This is a genomic window from Hydrogenophaga sp. GW101-3F08, assembly GCF_059424585.1.
The window spans coordinates 259,289-271,976 of sequence record NZ_JBWKZP010000001.1; the positions used below are offsets into that span (position 1 = coordinate 259,289).

Consider the following 12,688-nt stretch of genomic DNA (forward strand, 5'->3'; position numbering starts at 1 on the left):
CCATGGCCACCAGCAACCCGAAAATCAAATACGACATCGAAGCCGATGTCAAGGGTGAAGCCAGTGTGGAGGAGCTCGCCCGTACCCTGGGCGAGCTGGGCGACACCCTTGAAGGTGAGTTGAGTCAGCAGGCGCGCACCGCAGCCGAGGCGCTGGCCGCGCTGGGTGCCAAGCAGCAGGCCATCGACACCTTCAAGACGCTCTCCGCCGACGCGCGCACGCTGACCACGGCGATGGACAGTGCCGCCCTCAAGGTGGGGGAGCTTGGCAATCAGTTCGCCCCGGCCACGGCCGCCACCAAGGCCTTCGCGCAGGCCGAAACCCAGGCCCGCACCGAAGCCACCGGACTCAAGGCCCTGCTGGACGAACAGCGCGCCGCGCTGCGCCAACTGCGCACCGAGACCACGGGCGCCGCCCGCCAGACCGACGACTACCGCGCCGCCGAGGCCCAGCTCAAGACCACCATCAAGAGCCTGGCCGCCGACCTGCAGCAGAAAAACGCCGCCGTCCGCACCGCGTCCACCGCAGCCGCGCAGGCCGCGCTCGAAGAAAAGAAGCTCAACACCGAATACCAGAACGCCGTGAAGTCGGCGCGCCAGGTGAGCGCCGAGCTGGGCAACAAGAACCGCGCGTTGAACGCCGCGCGCGGTGCGCTGGATGCGGCCGGCATCGGCACCAAGAATCTTTCTCAGGCTGAGCGGAACCTCGGTGAAGCCGTGGTCAAGGTGCGCCAGGAAGTGCTGTCCATGGCGCCGGCCTACCGCGCCGCGCAGCAGGCCTCTGACGCGTCCACGCAAAAGCAGGTGCAGAACCAGCGCACGCTGCGCGAGGGCATGGCCTCGATCGGCACGCAGCTGCAGCGCATCCAGTCGCTCGCGGCCGCGGCCATCGGCGGCTCCTACCTCGGTGGCATGATCAAGGACGTGGCCTCCACGGCCGACGAGTTCAAGAACCTTGAGGCCCGCGTCAAGCTCGCCACGGGTGAGGGCCAGAGCTTCGAGCGTTCGTTTGACGGAGTGACGCGCGTCGCGCTCGAAACCAACAGCGCTCTGGATGAAACCGGCACCCTGTTTGCCCGGCTGACCAAAGCCTCGGAAGAGGGCGGCATGGCCGCCGAAGCCGCGCAGCAGCGCGCCCTTGGCCTCACGCAGACCATCAACCAGGCCACGCAGCTCTCGGGCGGCACCGCCGAGTCGGCCAAGGCCGCCATCACCCAGTTGATCCAGGGCCTGCAGTCCGGCGTGCTGCGCGGCGAAGAGTTCAACAGCGTGATGGAGCAGGCCCCGCGGCTTGCGCAGGCCATGGCCGCGGGCCTGGGCAAGACCACCGGCCAGCTGCGCGCCATGGCCAAAGAGGGTGAGCTCACGGCGGAAACCGTCATGCGCGCTCTGGAGGGCCAGTCGGCCGCCGTGGCCGCCGAGTTCGGCAAGCTGCCCGCCACCGTGGGCCGTGCGCTGCAGAACCTCACCACCCAGTGGACGCTCTACGTGGGCGCGTCCGACAAGGGGCTGATCTCCAGCGCCAACGCCGCGAAGGTCATCGACACCCTGGCGAACAACCTCGATACCCTGGTCGACACGCTCACGGTGGCCGGCAAGATCTGGGCGACCATGAAGATCGCCGAGATGGCGACCCACTTCGCCGCCTGGGCCACCAAGACGGTGGCGGCCACCGTGGCGATGGAAGCCAACACCGCCGCCACCGCCACGAACACCATCGCGCACAGGGCCAACGCCGCGGCTGTCGCGGCCGGGGCGGCGGCGCAGGGTGCCAGTGCCACGGCGGCCACTGCCAACGCGGCCGCCATGGCCCGCAGCGGCGCATTCTCGGCGGCAGCTCAGCGGGCCACGGCTGGCGTCGGTACGGCCGCAGCTGCTGCGGCGCCGCAGGTTGGCCTGCTGGGCCGCGCGGTGGGAGGTTTGTCGGGTCTCATGGGCGGCCCTCTCGGGCTGATCGCAATTACCGCGTTGCTCTGGCCCGAGATCCAGCGGTTGGGCACCTGGCTTGGCGAGAGCGCGGCCAAGATGATGGGGTACCGCGACCGCACCGAAGAAATGGCCGAGGCCGACCGACGCGCGGCCGAAGCGAGTCAAGCGCTGGCACGCGAACAGGCGGCCCTGGCCCAGGATGCGGCCAAAGCCGCCGAGGCCAAGAGGGGACTGACCGAGGGCGCCCGCACCATGGTCGGCGCGTTCGACAAGGCGCGCGATGCGGGCAAGGGCGTGGCCGAAGCCCTGGCCGAGATCAGCAAAAACGCCAATCTGCGCGAGGCGCAGGGCATCAACGATTTTTCCATTGCGCTGCGCGACCTGGAGCGCCAGGGGCGCATCAGCGGCGAGGCCGTACGCGAGGCCATGGCAGACGCGCTGCGCGGTGAAGACCTGGCCGCTTTCGAGGTGCGCGCGCGCGCCGCCTTCGCTGGGGTGGCCGACAGCGCTGGCTTGATGGAAGTGGCTCTCGACGCCAAGCTCCGCGAGGCCATCCGCCGCAGTGGCGCCGATTTCGCGGTACTTTCCGGCGGCATGAGTGCGGCGAGCAAGAGCGCCATCAACGACACAGAGGCCATCGTCGCTGGCATGGGGCGATTGAAGGCGCAAGGAGTTGACGTTGGAAAGGCCCTGGAGGCCAGCCTGGGCCAGGCCATCAAGACCGCCGACAGCCAGGCCGCGGTGGACGCATTGCGCGCCCGCATCCAGGACCTGCGCAAGGTGCTGGGTGAAAAGGTGGCCAATGGGCTGCTGGCTCAACTCGAAGAACAGGCCAGGAAGGCCACAGGCGCCCTGGGTGGCCTTGAGGGCGCACTCAAGCAACTCGGCATCACCAGCGATGCCGAGTTGAAGAAGGCATCCACCGAGGCCCGAGCGCTTTACGACGCCGTGGTGAAAACGGGCGGTAGCGCGCGCGAGCAGTCGGCGGCTTTCGAAAAAATGGCCACCGCCGCGATTGCGTCGGGAGATTCCGCCGCGATCGCGTTTGCCAAGAGCCAGGCCGCGGCGCGCGGTTTCGAGATCGCGACGGACGCGGGCGGGAAAACCATCGTTCGGTCGATGAAGGACGCCGCGAAGGCGGCCAACGATGCCGGCTCGGCCGTCAACGGGTTGACGAAGTCCATCGACGGCGCCAGTGCCGCGGCGCAGCGGTACATCGGCTGGGCCGACCGCATGCAGGAGCGAAACAAGCGGGTCGGCAGCGATGCGGCCGATGAGGCCGAGCGCAAGCGCCTGGGTGTTGACAAAGACGGCTTCACGCTTGACAAGAGCGGCAACCGCATGGCCGCCGGTGGCGACCTCAACACGCTCACCGGCATCGCCGCGTTCTTGAAGTCCGCCGGCATTGACGATGACGCCACGGCCCGCCGCATTGCCACCGAGTTCAGCGACGGCAAAGGGAACATCCCCTATTTCAGCAACCCCGGCCAGAAGCGCTACGGCGGCGACACGATCAGCGTGGCGCTGCTGCGCGCCGCGGAGCGCATCACGTTCGCAGGCGCCGGCGTGGGTGGTGCCAACGTGCCCGGCATCGGCACCAGCATCCCCAAGCAACAGGCCCGCGAAGTGAATTTCAACTTGCGCGTCAACGGCCGCGAGATGGGCACCGTGCCCACCACCGAGTCGGGGGCCGATGTGTTGATGCGCGGCCTTGAAGAAGCGCGCCGATCGGCGGGCAAATAAATCATGAGCAGCACCATCACCCTCAGCCACCCCACCGCCGGGCCAGGCGGCACGCCGCTTGTGCTCGACCTCCCGCCCGACCTGCTCTGGAGCGACGAATTCGGCGGCTGGAGCCAGGTACTCCAGACCCGTGAATACAGCAGCACCGGCGCGCTGCACATCGAAGAGTGGAGCAAGCAAGCCGGCCGCCCCATGACGCTGCAGGGCAGCGTGGACTACGCCTGGTGCCTGCGCGCCGATCTCCTCACCCTCAACACCTGGGCCAACCAGGCCGGCCTCGCCATGGTGCTCGTGCACAACGGCGAAAACTACCTCGTGGCATGGAGCCACGAAGGCGGCACCCCCGTCACCGCCGAACCCATCGTGCCCTACAGCGACCCCCTGCCCGGGGATCAGTACAGCCTCACGCTGCGCTTCCAGCAGCTCAACGCGCCATGACCGCTATGGACACCAGCGACACCCCAGAAAAAGCCCGCCCAGCGCGGGCTTTTTCATTTCGAGACAAACACCCCAGAGGCCGCATGAATACCGACACACCCCCCGGAAATCCGCCGATCCCTCTCAACCCGCAGTCGCCAGAACAGCCCATCGGTGTGCCGTCTGCCGGCCAGACGGCGGCCAATCCTGCGCCTGCTGACGCACTGGTAGCGGCCGGACTGTTTTCCAGGCTGCTGGGCACGGCGCGCGGGTGGGCCGCCAGCGCCCGCGCCGCGCTGTCCAGCGTATGGGCTTCGGTGCCCGCCGCCTGGGCCGGGCTCACCGACCGCGTGGACCGATCGCCGTGGTTGATTGGCCTGCCCGTGGGCCTGCTGGTGCTGGTGATCGGCCTCGTTTCCATCATCAACGATCCATTCAAGACCCGCGCCACCCAGCCGGCGCCGGCCGCTGTGGCCGCGCTGGAGGCCGACGTGGTGGATCTTCGGGGCCGCATCGCCGACCTGAAAAGCGCCCAGACGCCGCAGGCCGCAGCGCCCAGCCGCTCGGTGGCCACCAGCCCAGCCGGGCGCAGCGCCCGCGCACCAGCCGCAGCACCCACCCAGCCGGCCCAGCCGCAGCCTGCCGCCACCTGGGGCGCCACCGATCTCGACCGCGCCATCGACACCTTCACCACCACCCTGCAGGAGCCCACGAAATGAAACGAACCCTCATCACCATCGCGCTCGCGGCCCTGGCCGCCATCGGCCTGAGCGCCTGCCAGACCAACCCCGCCAAGCCCGCCGCCGAGCAGCCGGTGGCCGTGGCGCCCGCGCCCACCAAGACCCTGGTGGAGATGCAGTACGAGCTCGACAAAGCCGCCATGGAGCTGGAGAGCACGCGGACCATGGCGCTCATCAAGTTCGCAGCCGAGTCCGGCAACGACTTCGCCAAAGGCATCGTCGCCGGAATGATCAACGGCGGCGGCGGTTCCCAGGCCGCACCGGCCGCGCAGCGCCCATCGTTCGTGCAGATCGCACAGCAACAGCAGCAGCACGCCGCCGAAGTCGACCTGCGCCGCGCCGAGCTGGCCGAGCGCACCAGCCTGTGGAACCGCGGCCTGCAGGTCACCGATCGCGTGCTTGGCTTCAAGATGTTCAGCAAAGGGCTTGACCAGGAGCGCTACCGCATCGACGCGTCGAACGGTCAACAGCGCTACCTCTTCGACACCCTGCGCGGCACCCAGCAAGACGGCTACAGCTTCAGCAGCGGGGCCTACAGCCAGGGCTCCACGGCCACGCTCAACGGCGTAGCCGCAGGCCGCCAGCCAGCCGCCACGTCCTCCGAAACCACCACCCCCGCCGAGTAACCCATGACCATCGCATCCGACGACATCGGGCTGTTCTACTCGGCCGTCAACGCCGACGTGCCGGAAGGCGGCGGCGCGGCCACTGGCGTGGAGGTGGTGGACGGCGCGAGCAACAACGTGTTCCCCGACCCGAGCACGGACGATCACGTGTCAGGCCGCTTCCGGCTGCGCAAGCTGTTCGGCGCAGCGCGCACCGACAACACCGACCTGCTGCTCGGTGCGTCCGTGGTCGTGCTCGAAAACTACGCCGACCCGCTGGTCAACCTGCTGCTGTTCGAGACCGCAGGCTGGTTTGACACACGCACCGAGGCCAAGGCCGCGATCGAGGCCTATCTCGTCAAAGGGCCGAAGTTGACGTGCCGCATTCAGGACACGCAGTTCACCGGCGCCAACCTGCTGCAGCTCTACAACATCGCCCCCGCCACCGGCTTCCCCGTGGGTGGCGACACGATCGTGGTGCGCAACCCGAACGGGACTGAGGAATACCTGCAGATCCTGAAGACCACCACCAGCACCATGGATGTGCCGGTTGGTGGCGATGTCATCCCAGTCAATTTTTGCAACTGCACGCTGAGCACCGTCCTGCCGTTTGACGTGCTGGGCGCGCCGATCCAGGAATCCACGCCAAGCGGCACCAGCTATGCCGTGGTCCACAGCACGGCACAGAGCCAGGGCGTCAAATTCCACACCATCAAACCCCTGGCGCTGCCCGCGTCGGTGGGCGACAAGTCGGTCACGGTGGCGGGCGGCATCTACTCGCCGCTCGTCCCAGCCAGCACGGTGGACAACCCGATCACCGACCTGTACCCGCTCGTCACGCGGCCCACGCTCTCGCGCACCGCATCAGGCGTGCTCACGCTGCCCGCCGTCACGCTCACGCTCTCGCCCGGCACCGTCTTGCAGCTGCCCACCGCGGTGGAGCCCGGCACGCTGACCATGCAGCACGGCGCTACGGCTTTCACCACCAACGCCGCGGGCGAGCTGCTACAGGGCACCACCGTGGTGGGCACGGTAGACGCCAAGCTGCGCACGCTCACCATGGCCGGCACCGCGCCCGCCTACGGCAGCGCCAGCAACACCCTGGCCTACAAGCCCGCCACTGTGACCGGCGCCACGGCGCACAGCGCGGCAATCGAGATCACCACGGCCAACCAGGGCCTGGGCTGGGTGCAGCCGCTGGACCCGCCGCCCGCTCCGGGCACGCTCACCGTCAGCTACATGGCGCAAGGGCGCTGGTACGACCTGGTCGAAGACGGTACCGGCAAGCTCTCCGGCGCCGCCAGCAACTACGGCAGCGGTAGCCTCACCTTCGTCACCGGATCGTTGTTGCTGACCCTGGGCGCTTTGCCCGATGTGGGAGGCCTGCTCATCTATACCTGGGGCGAGGCGGACAGCGCCCGGGCGGCCACCGGCCTGCCGTCGCGCGCCTGGACCAAGATCGCGCTGGCCACGCAGCCGCAGCCCGGCACGCTCTCGATCAGCTGGCCCACTGGCGCGGGCGGCACCGGCGTGCAGACCGCCACCGTGGCGGCCAATGGCACCGTCACCGGCCCGGCCCAGGTGGGCGCGGTGGAGCGCGTCGACGGTGGCGGCTACCTGCTGCCGTTCTCGCCCGACACACTGCCCACCGGCCCGGTGGACATCAGCTACACAGCGGCGGCCGAAGAAGCCGGATTCACGAACGACGGCGGCGGGCAATACACGCTCAGCACACCGCCGCTGGCAGGCTCGGTGCGTTTCAACGTGGTCGGCACGGTGGGCAGCACGGCCAAGGTGTACCCCTGCCGCAGCGTGGGCACCGACGTGTACACGGGCACCACGCTCATTGGCCAGATCAACAACGGCACCGGCGTGATGCTGCTCAACGGGGCGATCGCCATCACGGTCACGCGCCACACCAAAACCAAGCACCTGGCGACGCTGCCGACGGTGAGCATGGGGTAAAGCACACATGGCCTACACACTCCAACCTCGCTACTACTACAAGACCGAGAGCAGCTCGGTCGACTACGCCCTAGACCTCGACGGGGTCATCGAAATCGGCTACCAGCCCGCCAGCGGCGGCGCCGCGGTCGCCATCAGCGTGGAGCCCACCTGGTACATCGACACCGTGCCGCCCGAGGGCCTGGCCCTGGTCACCAACGGCGTCGCCTTCGACTGGGCGGGGCAGACGCATTTCACGCGCGACGGCGCGCTGTTCCGTGGCTGGAACCCGACCACCGGCGCCGCCACATCGGCCGGCAGCGCGTCCACCGACGGTCGCATCAATTTCACCAGCGTGCCCGCAGGCGGTGCCAACGCCATCACCTGGCGAAACGCCGCGCACGATGCGCGTGGCGCTCTCGATGTGTTCGGCGGCGTGTACCGGCTGGAGAGCGCGCCCATCAAGACCGGCAACTTTTTCCAGCAAGCGGCCGATCTCACGTCCTCGGCCGACGACGCTGGCGTGTTGACGGGCGATTTCACGGGCCAAGTGGACGCGCTGCGCGGCATCGTGGCATGGTCTGTGGCGGGCCTGGGCGCGGGTGCCGAAGCCGGCACCGCGGTGCGCGCTGACGAGATCACCTACAGCGCCGTGTTTCAGCAGTACGTGCCGAAGGATGAGGCGCTGCTTGGGATCAGCACCAAGCGCCTGCCCATCGACGGCAGGGTACCCGTGTACCACCCGGGCGGCCATGGCCTGGTGCACAACACACTGCCGACGGCGCTACCCAACCCACTGGTCAAAGGCACGGTGTACAGCCTCGGACGCGAGCGCATCGCCGCTGTGGACGTGCGCACGCCGGCCGGCGTCAAGGTGCCGGGCGCGCTGTACCAGGTGGACTTCGATGCTGGCACCATCGTATTCCCCGTCGAGTCCGACCTGACGGGCATCGATCAGCCGCTCACCGTGTTTCACCGCATCGAAGACGAGTTGGAGATCGCCATCGCCGACATCAGCGGACGGCTCGATTTCTCCACCGTCAGCGGCCTCACCCACGACTTTCCGGCCGACACATCCTTCGTCAGCAGCAAGTTGCGCAAGGGAGACCTGTTCGCGCGGGCGCACAACTTTTTTGAGCAGACCACGTGGACGGGCGATTGGTCCGACAGTCTGATCGGCGATGCGCCCACGGCCCAGTTCAACCATGTGGACTTCCCGCCCGTGGTCACGAACCGCGGCGCGATCGAGGAACGCTGGGCACTGATCCGCACCGGTGCAACCACGGTCAACGTGGTCGGTGAACACGTCGGCCAGGTGTTGACGAACGTCAGCACCACGGCGCCGATCGAGCCGATGAACCCGAACACCGAAGCGCCGGGCGCCCCTTACTGGTCCATCGATCCCCTGGCCCATGGCGACGGCTGGTCGGTTGGCAACGTGCTGCGCTTCAACACCGCCGCGTGCACCACCCCATTCTGGGAAGCGATGGCCATCCTGCAAGGCCCGGCCACGGTCAGCAACGACCGCGCCATCGTGGCCTTCCGCTCCGATGTTGACAACCCCGCCTGAGCGACAGACCCATGACACTCCCCGTCTCACAACCCAGCTACTTCGACAGCAACGAGACCGGCGCGCCCACGCTCAACAACGTGGTCAGCAGCGCGCTGGAGGTGATGCGCGCCTGCCTGGTCAACGGCTTCGGCGCCAAGACCGTCACCAGCATCGATGTCGCCAGCGGCGTGGCCACTGCCACTGCCGCCAGCCATGGCTACACCGCAACCTACGGCAAGCTGATCCTGATCGAAGGTGCCCCCGAGGCACTGCTCAACGGCCGCCACCAGCCTCTGAGCGTGACCACCAACACCTTCACCTTCGACGTTGCCGGCGTTGCCGATGGTAACTACACCGGCACCATCAGCGCCAAGCGCGCGCCGCTGGGTTGGACGGAGCCCTACACCGGCACCAACAAGGCCATCTTCGCGCGATCGGCGGTTGATGCCCTGGCCCAGATGCTGCGTGTGCTGGACGATGGGGCGGTGGCGTCCATCGTGCGAGTGCGGGGCGTCGTGTCAGCGTCTGACGTCGATACGACGACAGGCGATTTCCCCAGCGCGGCGCAGATCTCTGGCGGGGCTTACTGGCAGAAAGGTGCCAACTCGGCGACGGCAAAAAGGTGGTTCATCGCCGGTGACAGCAGGGCGTTTTTCTTCGGCACCCAACTTGGCTCGAGCGACAGTTTTGTTGTCTATTTTTTTGGTGATGGTGTGCCGTACTACGTGGGCGATGCCGGGTTCACGCTGCTGTCTGGCCAGACGAGCACCGGATACACGACCACGCCGGCCTGGAGCCTTGCAACAGGCACATCCCAGGTGGGCAGCCCGGGGTCTGGGAATGCCATTTATGCCGCAAGCGGCGTGCTCCCTGGCGAGGCGGGGTCTCAGTACCAGTCGGTGGTGAATCCATCTGGCAGCGTCAACATCTCGGGTTACAGCTCTTTCCAGAGCGCGGTCAACTACCCCAACCCGGTCATCCATCCGTTGCTTCACGTTCTGAGCCAAGGCCCGTGCATCCGGGGCCAATGGCCAGGTCTGGCCTACGTTTTTGCCAACGCCCCGTTCACGAACCTGCAGGTTGTTGATGCGGGCACCGATAAATTCCTGGCGGTGTCGGTCGGTGCCAGCGGTGCGAACGGTCAAATGGCCATCAAGCTCAGCGGGGGGTGGTACTGATGGCGGCCGTTGCATCGCCGATCGCGCGAAGCAGCGTCCACGAGACCGGCGTCTCTGGCCCGTACAGCACGTCCATCGGCACCACCCGCCGAGACAGCGCCACCGGCCCTTTCCAGCGCGCCAGGGTGGTCCTGCACGTTCAGGCAAGCGACAGGCCTGTGCGCGAGTTGTGGAGCGATGCCGAGACGGGCGAGTATCAGTTTCAATACATCGCCGCCGGCACCTACTACGCCACCACCGTCGACCCGCTGGGCCTGAAAAACGGTGACATCGTGACCGACATCGTGGTGCCCACACCGCCGGCGCCATGAGCCTCGCCCTGCGTACCCGCCGCAACTGGCTGCTGGCCCTGCGCGCCGACATCGATGGCGGTGGCGGCGGTGCGCTGTGGCTGTTGGACGGCTCGATGGCGCCGACCCCCGAGACCGCCCCGGGCGCGTCGCCGGTTGCCATCATCACCCTGGCCGCGGTGTCTTTCGAGATGCACGCCACCGACGCGCAGATGGCCCTGGTGCCGGCTGTTGGCCATGCCGCCCGGGCCGGCCAGCCCACCTGGGCCAGGTACGTGGACGGCGACGGCGTTGCCGTGTACGACTGCACCGCAGGCCCGCCGGGCAGCGGCGCCGAGATGATCGTCACGGACGGCCTGGACCCACCGAGCGCGCAGATGTACACCGGCGGCGAAGTCACCGCTACCCACACCATCACGGCGCCCTGACCATGGCCGATCTCAATCTGGTCTTCAGCCGCGCGCGCTACGCCGGCGGGCCCATTGACCTGGTGTTCGGCGCCGAAGATGCGCCGCCAGCGCCCAACCCGGTCACCGCGCACGGCACCACGGTGTTCAGTACCGCCGTGTTCGGCACCGGCCTGGTGGCCTACCAGAACCGAAATCCCCGCCGCGTCAGCACCCGCAGCACCCAGCTGCACCAGATCGCGCGCGCGGCCCTGAGCGCGCTCGACATGCCCACCCAGCAGGCCCTGCGCCGCCCGGGCGGCCACGACCAGCCCATGCAGCAGGCCCAGGTGCGCGAGATCGCACCCGCACAACCCATGGGCCAGACCGACCAGGTGCGCGCCCACACCGACCAGGTGCACGAGCAGGCCGACCGCATCGGCACGGCCCGCGCCCAGGTGCACCAGGCCACGCTGCGCGTGCGCACCCATGCCGCCCAGGTGCACCAGATCGCCGACCACCTGCAGGCTCTGGCCAGCCAGCCCCACCAGATCGCCCGGCTCACCCACACCGGCGGCGCCCAGGCGCACCAGATCGCCGACCACCTGCAGGCCCTGGCCCTGCAGCTGCACCAGCAAGCCCGCGCCGCCGGCCGCAGCTTTGACCAGCCGCTGGAGCAAGCACGCAAGCCGCCGCCCGGCAAAGAGATCTGGCCGCCACCCCCGCCGGGCGGCGGCATCACCCCCCACGTGCCAGACCTCAATCTCGTGTTCGCCTGCCCGGCGTATGCGGGGGGGGCTATCAATTTGGTTTTTGGGCGGGTGTGCGGTGTCGACCCCGGCGGCCCGCAAGCCCCTCTCTACATCCTCCCCGCGAGGTACTTCATGACCGTCCACTCACTCACCGCCGTGCGCCTGCCGGATCTGGAGCCGATCAGCATCCAGGACGTGACGCTCAGCGCCGACGCCGGATCGTTTGCCCGGTCCTTCAGCGCCACCGCCTTCCCCGAGGTCTTCGAGCAGCTCGCGCCCAGCGCTGGCTTGCCCGCGCAGATTCGCATCACGCTCGATGGCATCCCGTTCGTGTTCGTGGTGGACAGCCTGCAGCACCAGGAGTCCTTTGGCCAGCGCAGCGTGCGCATCAGCGGGCGCAGTGCAACGGCCTTGTTGTCTGGCCCCGTGGCGCGCGAGAGCAGCCACAACAACACCAGCGCATTCACCGCGCAGCAGCTCGCCCTGGCCGCTTTGGAGTTCACCGGCGCGGATCTCGACTGGGGCATCACCGACTGGCTCGTGCCCGCCGGCGCATGGAGCCACATGGGCACGCCGCTGTCGGCCGTGCAGACCATCGTGGAGGCTGCGGGCGGCTTCTTGCAGAGCCACCGCACGCTGCCCACGCTGCTCGCGCGCCACCCGTATCCCGACCTCACGGGCGGCATCACCGGCGGGCCGTGGAACTGGTACGCCTCGGGCGTGGTGCCCGACGTCGAACTCGCGCCCGACGCGCTCATGGTCACCGGCACCGAGCGCGCCGACGGGCCCGACATCAACGCCGTCTACGTCAGCGGCGTGAGCCAGGGCTATCGCGGCCTCTACCGGCGCGCGGGCACCGCGGGCGAGAAATTGGCCGCCATGGTCACCGATCCGCTCATCACCGCGCCTGAGGCTGTGCGCTGGCGCGGGCGCTCCATCGTCGGCGCAGCGGGGCCCAAGCACATCGTCACGCTCAGCCTGCCCGTGCTTACCGGGGCCAGCCAGCCCGGCGTGCTCGACGTGGGACAGCTCGTGCAGATTAACCACAGCACGCCCTGGCGCGGCCGTGTGCGTTCCGTCAGCGTGAGCGCCAAGTTCGGCGACGCGGTGCGCCAGAGCGTGCAGATCGAACGCCACCTGGAGACCACCTGAC

Annotated in this window: 10 protein-coding genes; all 10 read left to right on the forward strand. The window is 68.4% G+C overall.

Annotated features, from left to right (window positions below):
* The first annotated feature begins 2 nt into the window (after positions 1-2).
* A complete protein-coding gene (locus AC07YZ_RS01440; protein ID WP_494793453.1) occupies positions 3-3,671 on the forward strand; it encodes a tape measure protein in 3,669 nt (1,222 codons plus the stop codon).
* A 3-nt stretch (positions 3,672-3,674) separates the two neighbouring features.
* Complete coding sequence (locus AC07YZ_RS01445) at positions 3,675-4,109, forward strand: hypothetical protein (RefSeq protein ID WP_494793454.1); 435 nt, start codon at positions 3,675-3,677, stop codon at positions 4,107-4,109.
* A gap of 83 nt (positions 4,110-4,192) precedes the next feature.
* Entirely contained in the window at positions 4,193-4,807 is a 615-nt protein-coding gene (locus AC07YZ_RS01450; protein ID WP_494793455.1) for a hypothetical protein, read from the forward strand.
* Positions 4,804-5,454, forward strand: coding sequence for a hypothetical protein (locus tag AC07YZ_RS01455; protein ID WP_494793456.1), 651 nt, complete (start codon positions 4,804-4,806; stop codon positions 5,452-5,454). Before AC07YZ_RS01450 ends, AC07YZ_RS01455 begins: the two co-directional genes overlap by 4 nt.
* Positions 5,455-5,457: 3 nt before the next feature.
* Positions 5,458-7,398 (forward strand): hypothetical protein, encoded by a 1,941-nt coding sequence (locus AC07YZ_RS01460; RefSeq protein WP_494793457.1) that lies wholly within the window; start codon positions 5,458-5,460, stop codon positions 7,396-7,398.
* A gap of 7 nt (positions 7,399-7,405) precedes the next feature.
* Complete coding sequence (locus tag AC07YZ_RS01465; protein WP_494793458.1) at positions 7,406-8,947, forward strand: hypothetical protein; 1,542 nt, start codon at positions 7,406-7,408, stop codon at positions 8,945-8,947.
* 80 nt (positions 8,948-9,027) lie between these two features.
* Positions 9,028-10,107 (forward strand): hypothetical protein, encoded by a 1,080-nt coding sequence (locus AC07YZ_RS01470; RefSeq protein WP_494793459.1) that lies wholly within the window; start codon positions 9,028-9,030, stop codon positions 10,105-10,107.
* Complete coding sequence (locus AC07YZ_RS01475; RefSeq protein WP_494793460.1) at positions 10,107-10,418, forward strand: hypothetical protein; 312 nt, start codon at positions 10,107-10,109, stop codon at positions 10,416-10,418. The genes AC07YZ_RS01470 and AC07YZ_RS01475 overlap by 1 nt, the downstream gene beginning before the upstream one ends.
* Positions 10,415-10,825 (forward strand): hypothetical protein, encoded by a 411-nt coding sequence (locus AC07YZ_RS01480; RefSeq protein ID WP_494793461.1) that lies wholly within the window; start codon positions 10,415-10,417, stop codon positions 10,823-10,825. The genes AC07YZ_RS01475 and AC07YZ_RS01480 overlap by 4 nt, the downstream gene beginning before the upstream one ends.
* Positions 10,826-10,827: 2 nt before the next feature.
* Positions 10,828-12,687: a hypothetical protein gene (locus AC07YZ_RS01485; RefSeq protein ID WP_494793462.1), complete on the forward strand. Its 1,860-nt coding sequence runs from the start codon at positions 10,828-10,830 to the stop codon at positions 12,685-12,687.
* The last annotated feature ends 1 nt before the right edge of the window (position 12,688 follow it).

Excerpts from the sequence above, each read along its gene's own strand:
- AC07YZ_RS01440 (WP_494793453.1), top strand. The coding sequence starts at position 3 with ATGGCCACCAGCAACCCGAAAATCAAATACGACATCGAAGCCGATGTC.
- AC07YZ_RS01445 (WP_494793454.1), top strand. The coding sequence starts at position 3,675 with ATGAGCAGCACCATCACCCTCAGCCACCCCACCGCCGGGCCAGGCGGC.
- AC07YZ_RS01450 (WP_494793455.1), top strand. The coding sequence starts at position 4,193 with ATGAATACCGACACACCCCCCGGAAATCCGCCGATCCCTCTCAACCCG.
- AC07YZ_RS01455 (WP_494793456.1), top strand. The coding sequence starts at position 4,804 with ATGAAACGAACCCTCATCACCATCGCGCTCGCGGCCCTGGCCGCCATC.
- AC07YZ_RS01460 (WP_494793457.1), top strand. The coding sequence starts at position 5,458 with ATGACCATCGCATCCGACGACATCGGGCTGTTCTACTCGGCCGTCAAC.
- AC07YZ_RS01465 (WP_494793458.1), top strand. The coding sequence starts at position 7,406 with ATGGCCTACACACTCCAACCTCGCTACTACTACAAGACCGAGAGCAGC.
- AC07YZ_RS01475 (WP_494793460.1), top strand. The coding sequence starts at position 10,107 with ATGGCGGCCGTTGCATCGCCGATCGCGCGAAGCAGCGTCCACGAGACC.
- AC07YZ_RS01480 (WP_494793461.1), top strand. The coding sequence starts at position 10,415 with ATGAGCCTCGCCCTGCGTACCCGCCGCAACTGGCTGCTGGCCCTGCGC.
- AC07YZ_RS01485 (WP_494793462.1), top strand. The coding sequence starts at position 10,828 with ATGGCCGATCTCAATCTGGTCTTCAGCCGCGCGCGCTACGCCGGCGGG.